The sequence below is a fragment of the Aminobacter sp. HY435 genome, assembly GCF_027568395.1.
Classification (GTDB): domain Bacteria; phylum Pseudomonadota; class Alphaproteobacteria; order Rhizobiales; family Rhizobiaceae; genus Aminobacter.
In genome coordinates this window covers 237,011-255,773 of record NZ_JANKZL010000009.1, presented here as the reverse complement: position 1 = coordinate 255,773, position 18,763 = coordinate 237,011, and the positions used below count along the sequence as shown (strand labels likewise).

19 protein-coding genes are annotated in these 18,763 nt (G+C 63.2%); 14 read left to right on the top strand and 5 right to left on the bottom strand.

Annotated elements, in window-relative coordinates; genetic code table 11:
- The 8 genes from PCJ21_RS15335 (at position 1) to PCJ21_RS15300 (ending at position 8,502) form a co-directional block, all read left to right on the top strand.
- The gene (locus tag PCJ21_RS15335; RefSeq protein ID WP_269932278.1) at positions 1 to 1,428 is read left to right on the top strand and encodes an HlyD family type I secretion periplasmic adaptor subunit; all 1,428 of its coding nucleotides are present in this window, start codon (positions 1 to 3) and stop codon (positions 1,426 to 1,428) included.
- 95 nt (positions 1,429 to 1,523) lie between these two features.
- The gene (locus PCJ21_RS15330) at positions 1,524 to 2,168 is read left to right on the top strand and encodes a TetR/AcrR family transcriptional regulator (RefSeq protein ID WP_269932277.1); all 645 of its coding nucleotides are present in this window, start codon (positions 1,524 to 1,526) and stop codon (positions 2,166 to 2,168) included.
- A complete protein-coding gene (locus PCJ21_RS15325) occupies positions 2,134 to 3,297 on the top strand; it encodes an isovaleryl-CoA dehydrogenase (protein ID WP_269932276.1) in 1,164 nt (387 codons plus the stop codon). The genes PCJ21_RS15330 and PCJ21_RS15325 overlap by 35 nt, the downstream gene beginning before the upstream one ends.
- A 71-nt stretch (positions 3,298 to 3,368) precedes the next feature.
- Positions 3,369 to 3,707 (top strand): AbrB/MazE/SpoVT family DNA-binding domain-containing protein, encoded by a 339-nt coding sequence (locus PCJ21_RS15320; protein WP_269932275.1) that lies wholly within the window; start codon positions 3,369 to 3,371, stop codon positions 3,705 to 3,707.
- On the top strand, positions 3,704 to 4,081 hold the full coding sequence (locus tag PCJ21_RS15315; RefSeq protein WP_269932274.1) for a type II toxin-antitoxin system VapC family toxin: 378 nt from the start codon (positions 3,704 to 3,706) through the stop codon (positions 4,079 to 4,081). Before PCJ21_RS15320 ends, PCJ21_RS15315 begins: the two co-directional genes overlap by 4 nt.
- Before the next feature lie 117 nt (positions 4,082 to 4,198).
- On the top strand, positions 4,199 to 5,806 hold the full coding sequence (locus PCJ21_RS15310; protein ID WP_269932273.1) for a carboxyl transferase domain-containing protein: 1,608 nt from the start codon (positions 4,199 to 4,201) through the stop codon (positions 5,804 to 5,806).
- A 14-nt stretch (positions 5,807 to 5,820) separates the two neighbouring features.
- Positions 5,821 to 7,776 (top strand): acetyl-CoA carboxylase biotin carboxylase subunit, encoded by a 1,956-nt coding sequence (locus PCJ21_RS15305; RefSeq protein ID WP_269932272.1) that lies wholly within the window; start codon positions 5,821 to 5,823, stop codon positions 7,774 to 7,776.
- Between the two features lie 93 nt (positions 7,777 to 7,869).
- Positions 7,870 to 8,502 carry a YitT family protein gene (locus tag PCJ21_RS15300; protein WP_269932271.1) on the top strand — a complete coding sequence of 211 codons (633 nt, stop codon included), beginning with the start codon at positions 7,870 to 7,872 and terminating at the stop codon, positions 8,500 to 8,502.
- 52 nt (positions 8,503 to 8,554) lie between these two features.
- Here the strand turns inward: PCJ21_RS15300 and PCJ21_RS15295 are convergent, their stop codons facing one another.
- From PCJ21_RS15295 to PCJ21_RS15285, 3 genes are all read right to left on the bottom strand, one after another.
- A complete protein-coding gene (locus PCJ21_RS15295; protein ID WP_269932270.1) occupies positions 8,555 to 9,211 on the bottom strand; it encodes a peroxiredoxin in 657 nt (218 codons plus the stop codon).
- 151 nt (positions 9,212 to 9,362) lie between these two features.
- On the bottom strand, positions 9,363 to 10,481 hold the full coding sequence (locus PCJ21_RS15290; RefSeq protein ID WP_269932269.1) for an ABC transporter substrate-binding protein: 1,119 nt from the start codon (positions 10,479 to 10,481) through the stop codon (positions 9,363 to 9,365).
- A gap of 428 nt (positions 10,482 to 10,909) precedes the next feature.
- Positions 10,910 to 11,176 (bottom strand): sel1 repeat family protein, encoded by a 267-nt coding sequence (locus PCJ21_RS15285; protein ID WP_269932268.1) that lies wholly within the window; start codon positions 11,174 to 11,176, stop codon positions 10,910 to 10,912.
- 435 nt (positions 11,177 to 11,611) lie between these two features.
- On the opposite strand from PCJ21_RS15285, the gene PCJ21_RS15280 reads away from it, so the two are divergent.
- Positions 11,612 to 11,956 (top strand): DUF2147 domain-containing protein, encoded by a 345-nt coding sequence (locus PCJ21_RS15280; protein ID WP_269932267.1) that lies wholly within the window; start codon positions 11,612 to 11,614, stop codon positions 11,954 to 11,956.
- Between the two features lie 99 nt (positions 11,957 to 12,055).
- Here PCJ21_RS15280 and PCJ21_RS15275 read toward each other — a convergent pair whose 3' ends face one another.
- On the bottom strand, positions 12,056 to 12,778 hold the full coding sequence (locus tag PCJ21_RS15275) for a glutathione S-transferase family protein (protein WP_269932266.1): 723 nt from the start codon (positions 12,776 to 12,778) through the stop codon (positions 12,056 to 12,058).
- Between the two features lie 171 nt (positions 12,779 to 12,949).
- Between PCJ21_RS15275 and PCJ21_RS15270 the strand changes: the two genes are divergently transcribed.
- The 4 genes from PCJ21_RS15270 to PCJ21_RS15255 all read left to right on the top strand — a co-directional run bounded on the left by PCJ21_RS15270 (position 12,950) and on the right by PCJ21_RS15255 (position 16,023).
- Positions 12,950 to 13,120, top strand: a complete 171-nt coding sequence (locus PCJ21_RS15270; RefSeq protein ID WP_269932265.1) for a hypothetical protein — start codon at positions 12,950 to 12,952, stop codon at positions 13,118 to 13,120.
- A 45-nt stretch (positions 13,121 to 13,165) separates the two neighbouring features.
- Positions 13,166 to 13,360, top strand: coding sequence for a hypothetical protein (locus PCJ21_RS15265; RefSeq protein ID WP_269932264.1), 195 nt, complete (start codon positions 13,166 to 13,168; stop codon positions 13,358 to 13,360).
- 64 nt (positions 13,361 to 13,424) lie between these two features.
- Positions 13,425 to 14,924 (top strand): AMP nucleosidase, encoded by a 1,500-nt coding sequence (locus PCJ21_RS15260; protein WP_269932263.1) that lies wholly within the window; start codon positions 13,425 to 13,427, stop codon positions 14,922 to 14,924.
- Between the two features lie 58 nt (positions 14,925 to 14,982).
- Positions 14,983 to 16,023: an endonuclease/exonuclease/phosphatase family protein gene (locus PCJ21_RS15255; protein WP_269932262.1), complete on the top strand. Its 1,041-nt coding sequence runs from the start codon at positions 14,983 to 14,985 to the stop codon at positions 16,021 to 16,023.
- Between the two features lie 147 nt (positions 16,024 to 16,170).
- On the opposite strand, the gene PCJ21_RS15250 is transcribed toward PCJ21_RS15255, so the two are convergent.
- A complete protein-coding gene (locus PCJ21_RS15250) occupies positions 16,171 to 17,853 on the bottom strand; it encodes an electron transfer flavoprotein-ubiquinone oxidoreductase (RefSeq protein WP_269932261.1) in 1,683 nt (560 codons plus the stop codon).
- A 250-nt stretch (positions 17,854 to 18,103) separates the two neighbouring features.
- Between PCJ21_RS15250 and PCJ21_RS15245 the strand changes: the two genes are divergently transcribed.
- Entirely contained in the window at positions 18,104 to 18,757 is a 654-nt protein-coding gene (locus tag PCJ21_RS15245; RefSeq protein WP_442866021.1) for a hypothetical protein, read from the top strand.
- The last annotated feature ends 6 nt before the right edge of the window (positions 18,758 to 18,763 follow it).

Sequence of the window (18,763 nt, the reverse complement as noted above, 5' to 3'; positions counted from 1 at the left end):
ATGACACTGATAGCAAACCATTCTGCGGCAGACCGGCTGAAGACAGCACGGGATCTTGCGGCTTCGGTGAGAACACAGGCACTTGCGCTGCTCGACAGAGGCGCCAAGCCGATCGAAGGCGCATCGCCGCAACAGGAACGGCTGCGCCATGCCATCAGGCGAAACGTCCGGCTGGGTGGCGTTGCCGCGCTGGCACTGGTCGGCGGGCTTGGCCTGTGGGCAGGGACAAGCAGCCTGTCGGGTGCGGTGGTTGCGGCAGGCCATCTTGTTGTCGATTCCAACGTCAAGGCAGTCCAGCATCCGCAGGGCGGCGTGGTCGGTGTGCTCAACGTGCACAATGGCAGCGTCGTTTCGGCTGGCGAGGTGCTGGTACGGCTGGACGACACCGTCGCCAAGGCCAATCTCGCCATCGTCGACAACGGCCTGGACGAGCTGATGGCGCGACGCGCCCGGTTGTTGGCCGAGCGCGACGGCGTGGATACGGTTGCCTACCCTGGGGAATTGACGGCGCGCGCGTCCGATCCGGCCGTCGCCCAGCTGATCGAAGGCGAGAACAAGCTGTTTGCCCTCAGGCGACAGGCGCGCAACGGGCAGGTTTCGCAGTTGCGCGAACGGGTGGCCCAGTTCGGCCAGGAAATTGCCGGCCTCGAGGCCCAGCAGAAGAGCAAGCGGCAGGAGATCGAACTCATCAAGGTCGAGCTGGAGAGTGTCGAAGCGCTGTGGAAGAAGAAGCTCGTCCCCCTCTCCCGCCTGGCTGACCGCCAACGGGCGCAGGCCCAGCTCGACGGCGAGGACGGCCAGCTGACCGCAGCCGCTGCCCAGACGCGTGGCCGGATCAGCGAGACAGAGCTCGCCATCATCCAGATCGACCAGGACATGCGCAGCCAGGTGGCGGCCGAGCTGCGCGAGATCGACGCAAAGGCCGGAGAACTGAGGGAACGGCTGGTCGCCGCCCAGCAGTCGCTGAAGCAGATCGACATCCGCGCGCCACAGGCCGGCCGCGTCCACCAGCTGGCGATCCATACCGTCGGCGGCGTGGTCACTCCCGGCGAAGCGATCATGCAGATCGTGCCGACGGAAGACGCACTTGTCGTCGAGGCCCGCGTCGCGCCACAGGACATCGACCAGGTGCGCATCGACCAACCTGCCACGCTCAGACTGTCGGCCTTCAACCAGCAAACGACGCCGGAAGTGGAAGGCACGGTCGACCGGGTTTCGCCTGACATGATCGAGGACCAGAAGGCCGGGCTGTCCTATTATGCCGTGCGCATAACCCTGTCTGCGAAGAGCCTCGAACAAGCCGGCTCGCCGGAGCTCAAGCCGGGCATGCCGGCCGAGGTGTTCCTCAAGACCACCGACAGGACCGTTCTGTCCTATCTGTTCAAGCCGCTGACCGACCAGGCCAGCCGTGCCTTCCGCAGCGATTGACGCAGATCTGTGGCCATCCACGGATCGCAATTCGCGCCCCTTGAATTAATTAAACGTTCGTTTTATTAATTCGGCCATTCGGGAGGAATGGCTGAATGGCGCGAACGGCGGGTTCGGACGGCGAAAAGACGGAAGCGGCGATGCGCGACGCAGCCGTGCAGTTGATCGCACGCCATGGCTATGAGGCCGTGACGATGCGCCAATTAGCGGCGGAAGTCGGCGTCCAAGCGGCGGCGCTGTACCGCTATTTCCCGACCAAGGAAGACCTGCTCCACACGCTGATGCGCGAGCACATGGAAGAGCTGGCCGCCACCTGGGAAAGCGCCCGCCCTGATAATGACGATCCGGTGGCGCGGCTGACCAGCTTTGTCGCCAACCACATCCGTTTCCACGTCGAGCGCCGACACGCCACCCATGTCTCGAACATGGAATTGCGCAGCCTTTCGCGCGATAATCTGACCAGCATCCTCAAGCTCCGCACGGCCTACGAAAAGGAGCTCAGGACCATCCTGCGCGATGGCGCGGACGCTGGCGTGCTGGAGGTCGACGACACCGGCCTGACGGCGATGGCGATCATCCAGATGATCACGGGTGTCATCGTCTGGTTTCGTCCCGATGAGAGGCTGTCGGTCGATGAAGTGACCACGACTTACCTTGCCATGACGATGCGCCTGACCGGCGCCAAGACCAATGCGGAGGACCGGCATGTACGACAAGACGCTGAACTTCGGGCTCGGTGAGGACATAGACAGCCTGCGCGAGATGGTCAGGCGCTTCGCCCAGGAGCGCATCGCGCCGATCGCCGCAGACATCGACCGCTCGAACGAATTCCCAGCCCATCTGTGGCAGGAACTCGGTGCCCTCGGCCTGCTCGGCATCACCGCCGAAGGCGAGTATGGCGGCTCGGAAATGGGCTATGTCGCCCATGTCGTCGCGGTCGAGGAAATCTCCCGCGCCTCGGCCTCTGTCGGCCTGTCCTATGGCGCGCACTCGAACCTGTGCGTCAACCAGATCAAGCGCTGGGGCACGCCGGAGCAGAAGGCGCAGTACTTGCCCAAGCTGTGCTCGGGCGAAAATGTCGGCGCGCTGGCCATGTCGGAAAGCGGCTCCGGCTCCGACGTCGTGTCGTTGCGTTTGCGGGCCGAGAAGCGCAACGATGTCTATGTGCTCAACGGCTCGAAGATGTGGATCACCAACGGGCCAGACGCTGACACGCTGGTGGTCTATGCCAAGACCGATCCCGACCGCAAATCGCGTGGCATCACCGCCTTCATCATCGAAAAGACGATGAAGGGTTTTTCGGTGGCGCAGAAGCTCGACAAGCTCGGCATGCGCGGCTCGAACACCGGCGAACTGGTGTTCGACAACGTCGAGGTGCCGTTCGAGAACGTGCTACATGAGGAGGGCCGCGGCGTCGAAGTGCTTATGTCCGGCCTCGACTACGAGCGCGTGGTGCTGGCCGGCGGGCCGATCGGCATCATGGCGGCGTGCATGGATGTGGCGGTGCCCTACGTGCATGACCGCAAGCAGTTCGGCCAGCCGATCGGCGAGTTCCAGCTGGTGCAGGGCAAGCTCGCCGACATGTATTCGACGATGAATGCCGCTCGCGCCTATGTCTATGCGGTGGCCGCCGCCTGCGACCGAGGCCAGACGTCGCGCAAGGACGCCGCCGGCTGCGTGCTGTTTGCGGCGGAGAAGGCAACGCAGATGGCGCTCGATGCGCTGCAACTGCTCGGCGGCAACGGCTACATCAACGACTACCCGACCGGGCGGCTGCTGCGCGACGCAAAACTCTACGAGATCGGCGCCGGCACCAGCGAAATCCGGCGCTGGCTGATCGGCCGCGAGATCATGGCGGAAAGCGTGTGACGACGCTCATTTGCCGCATCTCACCTTCCATGGCATAATTTCACTTTCTGCCACAGATCGAGGTTCATGCCATGACTGAGCCAGAGACACCCGAAGGCTTCGCCGAGGAGCCGCAGAAGCCATATAGCTCCAGGATCAGGGAAGAGTTGCTGCGCAAGCCGCCGAAGTTCGAGCGCCTGCGCGTGGGCGATGGCGGCCGCATCGTCATTCCCGCTGCCATGCGCGAGGAAATGGGCATCAAACCCGGCGACGACATCCTCGCCCATGTGGAAGACGGGGTGCTGCACCTCGTTTCGTATCAAGAGAACCTGCGGCGTATCCAGGATGAAGTGTCGAAGTACAAGAAGCCCGGCGAAAGCGTGGTCGACGAATTCCTGGCCGAGCGCCGCGCGATGTGGGGCGAGGAATGACGGTGCTCGACAGTTCGGCCGTGCTTGCCTTCCTGTTCAAGGAGCCCGGCGGCGACCAGGTGCACGGGCTTTTCACGACGAGCATGGTGTCAGCCGTGAATGTCACCGAGATCGTCGCCAAGCAGATCGACAAGGGCCTGGCGCCCGAACTCGCCGAACGGCGTTGCGACGGACTCAATCTCGACGTGATGCCATTCGACCATGAGCTTGCAAGGCTTGCAGGCAAGCTGCGCGCCGACACCAAACACAAGGGCCTGTCGCTGGGCGACCGCGCCTGCCTGGCGCTGGCGATACTGACGGAACGAACGGCTGTCACCGCTGACAGGAAATGGGCCGACCTCGACGTCGGCTGCAGGATAGAGGTCATACGTTAGGGCCAGACGATGCTGGACTTCGCCAAATTTACGAGGCTAGTGCGTTAGATTCGTCACCACCATGACTGCTTCGCGCCTTGGGCGCGACTGCGCATGGGTATCACTCCAAGAGGAAAAATGCCGACGCTCCATTCCCAGCTCTCCCCCTCCTCCGAAAGCTTCAAGGCCAATGCCGCGCGGCTGCGAACGCTGGTGGCCGACATCAAGGAGAAGGCACAGCATGTGGAGCGCGGCGGTTCGGAGGATGCGCGCAAGCGGCATACCTCGCGCGGCAAGCTTTTGCCGCGTGAAAGGCTGGCGCAGCTGCTCGACGCCGGCTCGCCCTTCCTCGAGGTCGGCCAGTTCGCGGCCTGGGGGCTCTATGGCGGCGACATCGCTTCCGCCGGCGTGATCGCCGGCATCGGCCGCGTCGAGGGCACCGAGGTCATGGTTGTGGTCAATGACGCCACGGTGAAAGGCGGGACCTATTATCCGCTGACGGTGAAGAAGCACCTCAGGGCGCAGGAGATCGCACTGCAGAACAATCTGCCCTGCATCTATCTCGTCGACTCCGGCGGGGCGAACCTGCCCAACCAGGACGAGGTCTTTCCCGACCGCGACCATTTCGGCCGCATCTTCTTCAACCAGGCCAACATGAGCGCTGCCTGCATTCCACAGATCGCCTGCGTCATGGGCTCGTGCACGGCAGGCGGTGCCTACGTGCCGGCGATGTCGGACGAGACGGTCATGGTGCGCAACCAGGCGACCATCTTCCTGGCCGGCCCACCACTGGTGAAGGCGGCGACCGGCGAGGACGTGAGCGCCGAGGAACTCGGCGGAGCGGACCTGCACACGCGCGTCTCCGGTGTCGCCGACCACTATGCTGTCGACGACGAACACGCTTTGGCGATCGTCCGGCGCATCGTCAAAAACCTGAATCGGAAGAAGGACATCGGGCTCGTCCTCAAGAAATCGATTCCGCCTGTTCATGCGCCGGAAGAGGTCTATGGCGTCATCCCCGCGGACCTGCGCCAGCCTTACGATGTGCGCGAGGTGATCGCGCGCGTTGTCGACGGCTCCGAGTTCGACGAGTTCAAGCAGAACTACGGCACCACGCTGGTCACCGGCTTTGCCCATATCCACGGCATGCCGGTCGGCATCATCGCCAACAATGGCGTGCTGTTTTCCGAGAGCGCGCTGAAGGGCGCGCATTTCATCGAGCTGTGCTGCCAACGCAAGATCCCGCTGGTCTTCCTGCAGAACATCACCGGCTTCATGGTGGGGGCGAAATACGAGGCCGGCGGCATCGCCAAGGACGGCGCCAAGCTGGTGACGGCGGTGGCGACAGCGCAGGTGCCGAAGGTGACCATCATCATCGGCGGCTCGTTTGGTGCCGGCAATTACGGCATGTGTGGGCGGGCCTATTCGCCGCGTTTCCTGTGGATGTGGCCGAACGCCCGCATCTCGGTGATGGGCGGCGAACAGGCAGCAACCGTGCTCGCCATGGTCAAGCGCGAGGGCATCGAGCGCAAGGGCGGCAGCTGGTCGAAGGAGGAAGAGGCCGAATTCCGCGCCCCGATCCTCGAGAAATACGAGCGCGAGGGGCACCCGCTCTATTCGTCGGCGCGGCTTTGGGACGACGGCATCATCGACCCGGCCAAGACGCGCGAGGTGCTGGCACTGAGCCTGTCGGCAGCGCTCAACGCGCCTGTCGCCGACACCAAGTTCGGCGTGTTCAGGATGTGATGGGGGATCAAGCAATGTTCTCGAAGATCCTCATCGCCAACAGGGGCGAAATCGCCTGCCGCGTGATTCGCACCGCCCGCCAGATGGGCGTGAAGACGGTAGCCGTCTACTCGGACGCGGACGCACGCGCCCTGCATGTCGCCACGGCCGACGAAGCCGTGCACATCGGCGGCTCGCCGGTCGCAGAGAGCTATCTGCGCGGCGACGTCATCATCGCTGCCGCCAAGGCGACGGGTGCGGAAGCCATCCATCCAGGCTACGGCTTCCTGTCGGAAAACCCCGATTTCGTCGACCAGGTGACAGAGGCCGGCCTTGTCTTCATCGGCCCGTCGGCGGCTTCGATACGCGCCATGGGCCTCAAGGACGCGGCCAAGAGACTGATGGAAAAGGCCGGCGTGCCCGTCGTTCCCGGCTATCACGGCGAGGCGCAGGAAATTGTCATCCTCGCCAGCAAGGCGCGCGAGATCGGCTACCCCGTGCTGATCAAGGCGCGCGCCGGCGGCGGCGGCAAGGGCATGCGCCGGGTCGACCATCCCGACGACTTCGCCGACGCGCTGTCGGGCGCGCGGCGCGAGGCAAAGGCGGCCTTCGGCGACGACCGCGTGCTGGTCGAAAAATATGTCGACAAGCCGCGCCATATCGAAGTGCAGGTGTTCGGCGACAATTTTGGCAATGCCGTGCACCTGTTCGAGCGCGACTGCTCGGCACAACGCCGCCATCAGAAGGTGATCGAGGAAGCCCCTGCCCCCGGCATGACGGCCGAATTGCGGGCGGCGATGACCGGGGCAGCGGTGAAGGCCGCCAAGGCGATCAAATATTCCGGAGCGGGCACGATCGAGTTCATCGTCGACGCCTCGGATGGGCTGAAACCGGACCGGTTCTGGTTCATGGAAATGAACACACGCCTGCAGGTCGAGCATCCCGTGACCGAGATGGTGACCGGCGTCGATCTGGTCGAGTGGCAGTTGCGTGTTGCCGCTGGCGAGGAATTGCCACTGGCGCAGGACGGCATCGAGCTCGATGGCCACGCCTTCGAAGCACGTCTCTACGCCGAGGACCCTGCCAAGGGCTTCCTGCCGGCGATCGGTACGATGCATCACCTCAGCTTCCCGAGCGAAGCCGCGCCGGGCACCGAAATCCGTGTTGAAACCGGCGTGCGCCAGGGCGATGCGATCTCGCCGTTCTACGACCCGATGATCGCCAAGGTGGTGACGCACGGGCCGAACCGCGCCACCGCACTCGAAGCCCTGGCCGATGCGGTCACACGCACCGAAGTGGCGGGGTCGACGACCAATGCAGCGTTCCTGGCAGCCCTTGCCCGTGACGTCGACTTCGCTTCGGGCGATGTCGACACCGGCCTGATCGGGCGCAAGCAGGACGAACTGACCGTCACCGCGCCACCGAGCAGCCGGGCGATCGCGCTGGCCGCCCTGGCGGCTACCGGCGCGCTGGCACCAACCCCTTCGGACGATCCCTGGTCGGGCCTCACCGGCTACGCCCATTTCAACCCGCTGGCGCGGCGGGCGACGCTGTCATTTGGCGGCGCCGATATCGTCGCTCACATCACGGCGCGGCCAGACGGACGTTTCGACGTCAGGCCGGAAGGCGGCGAGGCCTTCGTGCTTGCAGCGGGCGCGAGCGATGCGACTGCTATCGTCGCGGCATGGCCGGGTCACGTCACGGTGTTCGAAAACGGCCGCTCGTTCGACTTCGCCATCAGCGATCCCTTCGCCCGTGCCGCCGAGATCGGCGAAGGCACGTCGAGCATGCGCGCGCCGATGCCGGGCCTGGTCAAGCTGGTGCGCGCCGCCAAGGGCGACAAGGTGACCAAGGGCCAGCCGCTGCTGGTGCTCGAAGCGATGAAGATGGAGCATACCATCACCGCGACCCATGACGGTGTGATCCAGGACATCGCCAACGAGGGTGCGCAGGTTACCGACGGGACGGTGCTGGTGCGCTTCGAGGAATAGAAGCCGAAGTATTGCGATTTTCGCATGGCAGATCCGGCCGAATAGCGGTTTCGCTTGTCCGGCGGACGTACTAATGCTGCACCGCAGCAAATCATGACAGGCGTAGCCGTGACCGACACCAACAGCGATTCAGTACCGCACGGGCTCTATGAAGACGTGCTGGCGCTGCTGACAGGCACCATGTTCGTAGCGCTGGGCCTGGTGCTCTACACCCATGCCGGACTGATCACCGGAAGCTCGGCCGGACTGGCGCTGTTGATCCAGTATGTCACCGGCTACGGCTTCGGCGCGGTGTTCTTCGTCATCAACCTGCCGTTCTATTATCTCGCGGTGAAGCGCATGGGCTGGCCCTTCGCCATCAGGACGTTTGCGGCAGTGGCGCTGATTTCGGTGTTGTCGCGGCTGACGCCGGACTGGATCGGCATCGGGCTTCTCAACCCGCTGTATGCGGCCATTGCCGGTGGCGGACTGATGGGCATGGGACTGCTGGTTCTGTTCCGCCACCGCGCCGGGCTTGGCGGCTTCAACATCCTGGCGCTCTATCTGCAGGACAATTACGGCATTCGCGCCGGCTACTTCCAACTCGCCGTCGACCTGACCATCCTTGTCGTGTCTGCGTTCTACATCGATCTCGACAAGGTTGCGCTGTCGGTCGTGGGCGCTGCGGTGCTCAACCTGATCATTGCGATCAATCATCGCCCGGGCCGCTATGTCGGCATGAGCTGACACACAAAGCCGCGCCAACGGCGCGGCTTTGTCGTGAGCGGTGGTCTTCCCGTCAGCTCGGCTGCTTGGTCTTGCGCAGATAGGGCAGCACACGCTCGAACGAGCCAAAGCGCTTGATGGCGTCTTCGTCGGAGACAGCGGCGGTGACGATGACGTCGTCACCCTGCTTCCACTGCACCGGCGTTGCCACCTGATACTTGGCGGTCAGCTGGATCGAATCCAGCGCGCGCAGGATCTCGTCGAAGTTGCGACCGGTCGACATCGGATAGGTCAGGGTCAGCTTGACCTTCTTGTCCGGGCCGATGACGAACACCGACCGCACGGTGGCGTTGTCGGCGGGCGTGCGCCCTTCCGAGCTGTCGCCGGCGCTGGCGGGCAGCATGTCGTAGAGTTTTGCGACGGCGAGGTTCGGATCGCCGATCATCGGGTAGTCGACCTTGTTGCCGGACAGCTTTTCGATGTCGGCCTTCCACTTGTGGTGGTTTTCGACGGGATCGACCGAAATGCCGATCATCTTGGCATTGCGCTTGGCAAAATCGGCCTTCATGCCGGCCATGTAGCCGAGCTCGGTGGTGCACACCGGCGTGAAGTCCTTCGGATGGGAAAACAGCACCGCATAGCCATCGCCGATCCAGTCGTGAAAGCTGATCGGGCCTTCGGTGGTGTCGGCCTTGAAATCGGGCGCGGTGTCATTGATACGCAGGCTCATAGCTTAATTCCTCCCTCAAATGACTCTCACACTCCGCCGGAACGGACCTTTGTTCAGCTTCAGTGTGCGAATGCCCGTAGTCTGCGCCAACCTTGCCAAAACGACAATGGCCGGGACATGCCCGGCCATTGAAAACTCGATGTGACCCAGATTACTGCTTGATCGGCGCGTACTTGCCGTCGTGCCACTGGTTGATGTCGTAGCTGGCGTTCTTGAGATCGCCCTTCTCGTCGAAGACGACGTCGCCAACGACGGTGCTGATCGGCTGGCCGTCCTTGAGGGCGGCGGCAACCTTTGCCGGATCATCCGAACCGGCGCGCTTGATGCCTTCGGCAAATGCCTGGATGGTGGCGTAGGAGAACAGCGTGAAGCCTTCCGGCACGAAGCCGCCAGCCTTGATCTTCTCGACGGCTTCCTTGGCTTCAGGCTTGGCCTGCGGGTCGGACGGGAACACGAACATCGTGCCTTCACCAGCGGGGCCGGCGATCTGCCAGAATTCGGGCGAAGCGATCGAGTCGGGCATGATGAGCTGATACTTGAAGCCCTGCTCGGCCGACTGGCGCAACATCAGGCCGGCCTCGGGATGGTAGCCGCCGAAATAGACGACGTCAGCCTTGAGCTCCTTGAGCTTGGTGACGAGCGCGGAATAGTCCTTCTCGCCGGCGTTCAGGCCTTCATAGAGGATCTCCTTGAGGCCTGCGTCGTTCATGGTCTTCCTGACGGCGTCGGCGACGCCCTGACCATAGGCGCTCTTGTCGTGCAGGATGACGACGTTCTTGCCGGCGTACTGCTTGGCGATCCACGGACCGATGAAGGCGCCCTGTGCATCGTCGCGCGTGTAGAGGCGCATGATCGTCGGCCAGCCCTTGGCGGCGGCATCATCGGTCAGGACCGGGTTGGAGGAAGCCGGCGACATCATCACCGCGCCACTCTCCGCGTAGACGGCGGAAGCCGGAATGCTCGAACCCGAGCAGGCGTGGCCATCGATGAAATTGATGCCGTTGGCGACAATGCGGTTGGCAACGGAAACCGCCTGCTTGGGATCGCAGACGTCGTCTTCGATCGAAAGCTTGATCATGCGGCCGTCAACGCCGCCTTTTTCGTTGATCGCCTTGGCCGCAGCCTCGGCACCCTGCTTGAACTGGTCGCCGATATTGGCGAGCTGGCCGGTCATCGGGCCGACGACGGCGATGGTGATGTCGTCGGCGAATGCCACGCCGGCGCTGAGCGACAGCGCCAGAAGCGCGCCGATTGAACGTTTAAGATGCATCTTTTCCCTCCATTGGACGCTCCGCCATGCCGGATTCGCGCCGCACGTGCAACTTGCCGAAAACCTTCCACCCTCGCCTTCAAAAGTCTTGGCGCATGGGCAGCAAGGCATTGTGCCTGCAAGGTTACGAGCAGGCAATGATGCGGCAATGCCGCCCGCAGCGACAACCGGCAGGCGCAAACAACGAAAAAAGCCGCGCCGGTCTTGTTGTGACCGGTCGCGACTTTTTCGTGGAGAGCCGTGCGGAGCATCTGCGGCCCCGTCACGTTCGCCTGCCCTGTCTGTTCGGTGGCGCGCCTTGCCCGTCCTTCAAGCCGTCGCGCTCTTGTTGTTGGGAGCCGCCATTGCGGCGTCTCCGCTCTTCCCCCGAAGAACTCTCGTATGGAGGATGTCCTTTGCCGAAACCGTTCAGGTTTCCGCGGCTGCACCTAGTGCATCGTCATCCACTCGCGTGCTTCGCGCAGCGCCCTGGCGATATCGCCCTTGGACATCGTCACCGACAGCTCCGAGCGCAGCTCTGCGGCGCGGGCGGAGCCCTTGATGGCCGCAATGTTGAACCACTTGTGCGCGGCGACAACGTCGATCTCGCAGTCGCGGCCGGTAGCGTACATCATGCCCAGTTCCAGCAGAATGTCGGCCTGAGCGGTGGTTCCCATCGCGCCGAAGCCGGCTTCAAAGATTTCGAAACGTGCCATTTTCTTGTCCCCTGTCCGTCTCCCGAGAGCCGTCTCCGTTTCGTGCCGGGGGCTGCTCTTTCGATGCTTCCGAAGATGCCGCCGAGCCTTGAATCCGCCGTTAAGCGGCTTGCTTAACCGCAGGAAAACAAAGTCAAAACAAAGGGTAAAGCTCGGATTTCGTTAAGGATAGGAAGCCTTGCGGCGTCGGGGATTTCGAGAAAATGCGATGAAAATGCACGTTGTGGACCGCAAGTCTTTGATAACCACGCCTCGCGTTTCAGCACCCGAGACGATGAACTTGCCGGCCGAAAAGCAGCGCCAGCGCCGCCAAAAAATGCCTTCACCTTCCGCAGCGACACCGCTTTTGTTTTGCCGAGGGCTGCATTACGCTTACGTTTGCGTAAACGTCAGGCGGGGAGACGCCTGGGCGTGTCACCAACCGGGAGGACTTCAATGTTTCGCAAGATGAGCATGGCCGTGGCGGCCACCCTGATGCTGGCCGGCGCGGCATATGCCGACCCGATCGAAGGCAACTGGAAGACGGAATCCGGTTCGACCGCAGCGATCGCATCATGCGGCAGCGGCTTCTGCATCACGCTTACCGACGGCAAGCACGCCGGCAAGCGGATCGGCACGTTCAACGCCGATGGCGCGAACGCCTATTCGGGCAAGATCACCGACCCGGCCAGCGACAAGACATATACCGGCAAGGCCAGCGTTGCCGGCTCGAACCTCAAAATGAAGGGCTGCGTGCTCGGCGGCCTGATCTGCAAGAGCCAGAACTGGTCGAAGCTGTAAGACGGAGCAAATAGCGACTGGTGAGCAGGGGATAGGAGCAGGCAGGGCCAAGTGAGCGCGGCCTCCCTATTCTCTACTCACAATTTGCTATCCGCTCCTTCACGCCCTCGCGCGCTGACCGAACAGCACCTTTTGCGCGTCCTTGTCGTCGACGATGCTGCGGCGGCGCTCTTCGCCGACAGCGAGCCCGGCAATGACCGCCGGGCGGGCCAGAAGCGTCTCGTACCAGCGCTTCAGATGGTGGAAATCTTCGAGATCCTGGCCCTGGTTCTTGTGCGGCTTGATCCAGCCCAGCGAAGCTATGTCGGCAATCGAATAGCCGCCGGCGAGGAATTCGCGATCGGCCAGCCGCTTGTTCATGACACCATAGAGGCGGTTGACCTCATTGGTATAGCGGTCGATGCCATAGGTGTTCGTCTCCGGCGCGTACTGCCGGAAGTGATGGGCCTGGCCGGCCATCGGCCCGAGACCGCCCACCTGCCAGAACAGCCACTGATCGACCTCGGCGCGGCCGCGCTCGTCCGCCGCATAAAGCTTGCCGAACTTGCGGCCGAGATACTGCAGGATCGCGCCGGACTCGAATATCGAGATCGGCTCGCCACCCCATCCGCCATCGGCGGTCGGGCCTTCGGGGTCGACAATTGCCGGCATCCTGTTGTTTGGCGCGATCTTCAGGAATGACGGCTCGAACTGCTCGCCCTTGCCGATATTGACGTATTTGACGGTGTAGGGAACGCCAAGTTCCTCCAGCATGATCGAGATTTTCCAGCCGTTCGGCGTGGGCCAGTAATAAAGCTCGATCGGCAATGTCTGGGTGGTCATTCCGCAATCTCCGTTGATGCACTGCTCTGGAGATATGCGTGGGCATGGCAAACGCAACCCTCAACGGCACCAGCGCCTTGTCAATAAATTTGAACCGAAGATGAACGGAGGTCTCAGACGCCGTTCAGTCGCGACGTTGCATATTCCGCTCCATCGAAGGGGAAGACACAAATGCTCGCTCGCCGGTTCACCATCGTCTGCCTGCTCAGCGCCCTGTTTGGCATCGCCTTTGCGACGCTGGTCGCGGAATTCAGCCGGCCCGCCCGCTCCTGGGGCATCGGCAACGTCGTGCCCTGCGTGTTCGAAGAAGGCCTGACCTGCAAACCGCCACTCCGCAAATAGACGAACGAAGAGATCACTCCTTTCCAGATCGAAAAGAAAACGCCAATGACCCGCTCCGCAACCCGCATCGTCAACATGCTCCGGCTCCTGCCCCGGGCGCTCGTGATCCTCATGGTCCTGGCCGCCCCGGTGCTGGCTGTGCCCCAGCTGCGCGGCGACCAGGGCTCGGTGATCGAGGCGCCGGCGGCGCGCAAGAGCGGCGTGGGCTTCGTGCTGCTGGTCAGCCTGCAGCGCAGCTGACAGCCCGCGAGGTGGCCCAAAAGAGCCCCCTCCCAAGCGTCACAATTGATCTCTATAATGGGTCATGGAAAAGCGAATCTACCCAGAACCCATCGACTCCATCATCACGCCCGAGCCGTTTCCGCGGCAGAGTTTCACCGACGCGGCACAGGCCGTCGACGCGCTGAAGCAGCTCTACGACCGCAACACGGCCTTCCTGCGCGACGCCTTCGCGTCGCTGGCGCAGGGCACACCCGCCAGGCGGTTCCGCGCCTGCTATCCCGAAGTCAGCATCGTGACGTCGTCCTACTCCCAGGTTGACTCGCGCCAGGCCTACGGCCACATGCCGACCCCCGGCAATTTCACCACCACGATCACGCGGCCCGACCTGTTCGAAAGCTACCTGATCGAGCAGTTGAAGCTGATCATGCGCAATCACGGCGTGCCGGTAACTGTCTCGGAGTCGTCGACGCCGATCCCACTGCATTTCGCCTTCCTGGAGGGCACTCATGTCGACGGCGCGGTGGCCGATCGCATCCAGCGACCGATCCGCGACCTCTTCGACGTGCCCGACCTCGACGGGACCGACGACCACATCGCCAACGGCACGTTCGAGATCATGCCGGGCGAAGCCAGGCCGCTCGCGCCTTTCACGGCGCAGCGCATCGACTACTCGCTGCACCGGCTGTCGCACTACACGGCGACAACGCCGCAGCACTTCCAGAACTTCGTGCTGTTCACCAACTATCAGTTCTACATCGACGAGTTCGTCGTGCTGGCTCGCGAGCTGATGGCCAAGGGCGGCGAAGGCTACAGCGAGTTCGTCGAGCCGGGCGGGGTGACGACCAAGGCCGGAGCGACCGCCCCTTCGGAAGGCACTCCTCCGGGGCGCCTGCCGCAGATGCCCGCCTACCACCTCAAGAAGCCAGGCCATGCCGGTATCACGATGGTCAATATCGGCGTCGGCCCCTCAAACGCCAAGACGATCACCGACCACATCGCCGTGCTGAGGCCGCACGCCTGGCTGATGCTTGGCCATTGCGCCGGCCTGCGCAACACCCAGGCGCTCGGTGATTACGTTCTGGCGCATGCCTATGTGCGCGAGGACCACGTGCTCGACGACGACCTGCCGGTATGGGTGCCGATCCCGCCGCTGGCCGAAGTGCAGGTGGCCCTGCAGGAGGCGGTGGCCGAAGTGACCGGGCTGTCCGGCTACGATCTCAAGCGCATCATGCGCACCGGCACCGTGGCGACCATCGACAACCGCAACTGGGAACTGCGCGACCAGCGCGGGCCGGTGCAGAGACTGTCGCAGTCGCGCGCGATTGCCCTCGACATGGAATCCGCGACGATCGCCGCCAACGGCTTCCGCTTCCGCGTTCCTTACGGCACGCTGCTGTGCGTTTCAGACAAGCCGCTGCATGGCGAGCTCAAGCTGCCCGGCATGGCGACCGAGTTCTACAAGCGGCAGGTGGCGCAGCATCTGACCATCGGCATCCGCGCCATGGAGAAGCTCGCCGAAATGCCCAACGAACGACTGCATTCGCGCAAGCTGCGCAGCTTCTCGGAGACGGCGTTCCAATAGCGCGCAGGATGCGGCCATTATCATCAATGGGCCGCATTTCTGGCCACAAGAAGCGACCATGACGACGTCGACATTCCAAAGCTTCGGCACTGTCGCCTGCTTTCTGGCGATGATGCTCTTGTCCATTCCGCTGGTCGCCGGGTTCTTCGGCGCCTGGCATCCGGCCCTCGATTCATTCGCCCATTTCAGGGTGCACCTCGCCGTGCTGATGATGCTTGTGGCGCTGCCGCTCTTGCTGACGTCGTTTCGCTGGCAGGCGATGTCCGCGCTGGTGTTCGGCCTGGCAGCGCTTTCCACGACATCGAGCGCGCTGACCATTGCCGGCATCGGCCCGGTGCATGCCGCCTTCGAGCCGCGCGCCGACGCCCGGCCCGTCTATAAAATGCTGCAGATGAACCTTCGCTACGACAACGCATACCCTGAAAAGGTGCTGCAGCTCGTCGGCCGGGTCCAGCCTGACGTTATCACGCTGGAAGAGGTTTCGGAGATGTGGGCGGGCAAGCTGCAACCGCTGTTCGCCCGCTATCCATACCGTGTCCTGTGCGACTATCCGAACGGGGTTTTCGGCGTGGCGATCCTGTCGCGTCGACCCTTTGCGGAAGGAACCAAGCCGCACTGCATCGGGAGCGGCGCGCTGGCGATTGCCAGCGTCGATTTCGGCGGCCGCGTCAGCGATGTGGCGGCGCTGCATCTCGGCTGGCCCTGGCCGTTCGAACAATCGCGGCAGGTTGGCGAGCTGACCGGCAAATTCGCATCGCTGGGCTCAAACGCGCTTCTCGGCGGCGACTTCAACGCCACACCATGGAGCAACACCGTCAGGCGTGTGGCGAACGCCGGCGGCCTGACGCTGCTGCCGGCCGCAGGCCGCACCTGGCTGACCTTCAAGCTGCCCGACTTCATGCGCTTCGCCGGCCTGACCATCGACCATGTGATGGCCAAGGGCGACGTGACGGTGCATTCGGTGACAATGGGCGACGACGCCGGATCGGATCATCGCCCGCTGCTGGTTGAGTTCTCGTTCCGCGACGCCGGCAGCCATACGGAAGACAGCGAGAGCCAGACCGTCGAGCTCCGGACTTCCGCCGCACCGAACGGTTGACCGCCTGAGGTCGCTCCTCCAATCGCCTGACCACTCCTCGACTTGTCGAAGGCGCGAACCGAAATCGCCGCGCGGCTGAATGACAAAAGCCCGGAAGGCTTCACGACTTCCGGGCTTCGCGATCACATCCTGGCGCCAAACGCCGGATCACATGTTGGGATAGACAGGCCCTTCCCCGCCCTGCGGCGGAACCCAGTTGATGTTCTGGTTCGGGTCCTTGATGTCGCAGGTCTTGCAGTGGACGCAGTTCTGCGCGTTGATGACGAACCTGGCGTCGGCATGGCCGGGCTCGCCGGCGATGGAGTTGCCGTCCTTGTCGACCCACTCGTAGACGCCGGCCGGACAGTAGCGGCTCGAAGGTCCGGCGAAGACTTCGTATTCCGAGCGCTTCTGCAGGTCCATGTCCCTGACCTGGAGGTGGACCGGCTGGTCCTCCTCGTGATTGGTGTTGGACAGGAACACCGACGACAGACGATCGAAGGTCAAAACGCCATCGGGCTTGGGATAGTCGATCTTCTTGTGCTTCGACGCCGGCTCGAGCGACTGGGCGTCGGTCTTGCCGTGCTTGAGCGTGCCGAAGGGCGACATGCCGAACAGCGTGTTGAGCCACATGTCGAGCCCGCCGAGACCTACGCCGAGCAGCGTGCCGAAACGCGACCACAACGGCTTGACGTTGCGAACCTTCTTGAGGTCCTTGCCGATGTCGGTCGAGCGCCACGCGGCTTCGTAGGACGCCAGCTCGTCATTGGCGCGGCCGGCGGCAATGGCGTCGGCAACATGTTCGGCAGCGAGCATGCCCGACAGAATAGCGTTATGCGACCCCTTGATGCGCGGAACGTTGACCAAGCCGGCCGAGCAGCCCATCAGCACGCCGCCGGGGAACGACAGCTTCGGCACCGACTGATAGCCGCCCTCGGTGATGGCGCGGGCGCCATAGGACAGACGCTTGCCACCCTCGAAGGTGTCGCGGATCGCCGGATGCGTCTTGAAGCGCTGGAACTCCTCGAAGGGCGCGAGATAGGGGTTCTTGTAGTTGAGGTGGACGACGAAGCCGACTGCAACCATGTTGTCTTCGAGATGGTAGAGGAACGAACCGCCACCAGTCTTGAAATCGAGCGGCCAGCCGAAGGAGTGCTGGACGAGGCCCGGCTTGTGCTTTTCTGGCGCGACCTGCCACAGCTCCTTGAGGCCGATGCCGAATTTCTGCGGCTCCTTGCCGGCGCCCAGGTCATACTTTGCGATCAGTTGCTTGGCGAGCGAACCGCGCGCGCCCTCGCCGATCAAAACGTACTTGCCCATCAGTGCCATGCCGGGCGCGAAGGCCGGACCATGCGAGCCGTCGCGTTCGACGCCCATGTCGCCGGTGACGACGCCGGTGACAGCACCCTCGTCGTTGTAGAGCAGGCCGGCGGCGGCAAAGCCGGGATAGATCTCGACGCCGAGCGCTTCGGCCTTGGTCGCCAGCCAGCGGCAGACATTGCCGAGCGAGACGATGTAATTGCCATGATTGCTCATCAGCGGCGGCATGGCGAAGTTGGGCAGCTTGACGGAGCCGGCCGGCCCGAGGATCAGGAAATGATCGTCGGTGACGGGCGTCTTGAACGGATGGTCGTCTTCCTTGCGCCAGTCGGGCAGCAGGCGGTCAATGCCGATCGGATCAACCACTGCGCCGGAGAGGATATGCGCGCCGACCTCGCCGCCCTTTTCCAGGACGACGACCGAAAGCTCGGGATTGACCTGCTTGAGCCGGATCGCCGCTGCCAGACCCGCCGGACCCGCGCCGACGATGACGACGTCGAATTCCATGCTCTCGCGTTCAACTTCGCTCATCAATCCCTCCGCGTTGGCTGACCCTGTCCCAAGGGCATCGTATTGGCTACGCGCTGCATAGCGCATAGTTGCGAAACGTCAAACGAGACCGATCCGCACATCGGCTATTCGAACTACGTCCCCAGATATGCGCCATGAAATATCTTACGTTAACGTAAAGGTCAAAAGATTTCACTTCACGGTCGTTTGCCATGCCCCGTAGTGTCGACGTCAGGTGATCTTCATCAGCCTTTTCGTCCATTGATTCTTCATGCGCCAATATGTGCCTTGCAGGACCGGACTGAAGCATGCTGGCTCCACAAGCCATTTTCTGGCCGGGGCCTCCCTTCTCATTGCGACATTGTTCGGCGGCGAAGGCCGCTCACAGGAAACCGGCGCCGATCAAAAGCTGTGGAATGCCGGCGCCTATTCCTTCTCGGACGAGCTTGGCGGCTTCCGCATCACCGGCGTATCGGGAACCGGCACCAAAGATGATCCGATCGTTATCCAGCAGGAGCTCGAGTCGTCGTCGCCGGTGACGCTGACCATCAGGACCACGCGCCCGATCCGGCCTTTCGACAACACCGGCCTCTACGCCAACGGAATCCTGTTCATGCGTGTCGAGCCGCTCAACAACAGCGGCCAGGCATGGGTCGAGTTCGAGTTCGAGTTGCAGGAAATACAGGGCAAGGCGAGCGTTTTCGGCGACGGGCTGTCGTTCGACCAGCGGCGCACCGACAACGTCAACATCGCGTCCGACAGCTTTGCCCAATACAGCCGCGACTTCGAACCCTATGACCGGCTGCGCTATACCGACGGCAAGGTCGATCCGGGCAGAACCGCGACATTCAGCTTCCTTGTCACCGACTATACCCCGCGCTGGCGCTTTTATGTGGTGCAGGACCCGCGCATCCCCTCGTCCTGAACTTGC

Bases quoted from the DNA above. Each gene is read 5' to 3' on its own strand.
- PCJ21_RS15335 (WP_269932278.1), top strand. From the start codon at position 1: ATGACACTGATAGCAAACCATTCTGCGGCAGACCGGCTGAAGACAGCA.
- PCJ21_RS15330 (WP_269932277.1), top strand. From the start codon at position 1,524: ATGGCGCGAACGGCGGGTTCGGACGGCGAAAAGACGGAAGCGGCGATG.
- PCJ21_RS15325 (WP_269932276.1), top strand. From the start codon at position 2,134: ATGTACGACAAGACGCTGAACTTCGGGCTCGGTGAGGACATAGACAGC.
- PCJ21_RS15320 (WP_269932275.1), top strand. From the start codon at position 3,369: ATGACTGAGCCAGAGACACCCGAAGGCTTCGCCGAGGAGCCGCAGAAG.
- PCJ21_RS15315 (WP_269932274.1), top strand. From the start codon at position 3,704: ATGACGGTGCTCGACAGTTCGGCCGTGCTTGCCTTCCTGTTCAAGGAG.
- PCJ21_RS15310 (WP_269932273.1), top strand. From the start codon at position 4,199: ATGCCGACGCTCCATTCCCAGCTCTCCCCCTCCTCCGAAAGCTTCAAG.
- PCJ21_RS15305 (WP_269932272.1), top strand. From the start codon at position 5,821: ATGTTCTCGAAGATCCTCATCGCCAACAGGGGCGAAATCGCCTGCCGC.
- PCJ21_RS15300 (WP_269932271.1), top strand. From the start codon at position 7,870: ATGACAGGCGTAGCCGTGACCGACACCAACAGCGATTCAGTACCGCAC.
- PCJ21_RS15295 (WP_269932270.1), bottom strand. From the start codon at position 9,211: ATGAGCCTGCGTATCAATGACACCGCGCCCGATTTCAAGGCCGACACC.
- PCJ21_RS15290 (WP_269932269.1), bottom strand. From the start codon at position 10,481: ATGCATCTTAAACGTTCAATCGGCGCGCTTCTGGCGCTGTCGCTCAGC.
- PCJ21_RS15285 (WP_269932268.1), bottom strand. From the start codon at position 11,176: ATGGCACGTTTCGAAATCTTTGAAGCCGGCTTCGGCGCGATGGGAACC.
- PCJ21_RS15280 (WP_269932267.1), top strand. From the start codon at position 11,612: ATGTTTCGCAAGATGAGCATGGCCGTGGCGGCCACCCTGATGCTGGCC.
- PCJ21_RS15275 (WP_269932266.1), bottom strand. From the start codon at position 12,778: ATGACCACCCAGACATTGCCGATCGAGCTTTATTACTGGCCCACGCCG.
- PCJ21_RS15270 (WP_269932265.1), top strand. From the start codon at position 12,950: ATGCTCGCTCGCCGGTTCACCATCGTCTGCCTGCTCAGCGCCCTGTTT.
- PCJ21_RS15265 (WP_269932264.1), top strand. From the start codon at position 13,166: ATGACCCGCTCCGCAACCCGCATCGTCAACATGCTCCGGCTCCTGCCC.
- PCJ21_RS15260 (WP_269932263.1), top strand. From the start codon at position 13,425: ATGGAAAAGCGAATCTACCCAGAACCCATCGACTCCATCATCACGCCC.
- PCJ21_RS15255 (WP_269932262.1), top strand. From the start codon at position 14,983: ATGACGACGTCGACATTCCAAAGCTTCGGCACTGTCGCCTGCTTTCTG.
- PCJ21_RS15250 (WP_269932261.1), bottom strand. From the start codon at position 17,853: ATGAGCGAAGTTGAACGCGAGAGCATGGAATTCGACGTCGTCATCGTC.
- PCJ21_RS15245 (WP_442866021.1), top strand. From the start codon at position 18,104: ATGCGCCAATATGTGCCTTGCAGGACCGGACTGAAGCATGCTGGCTCC.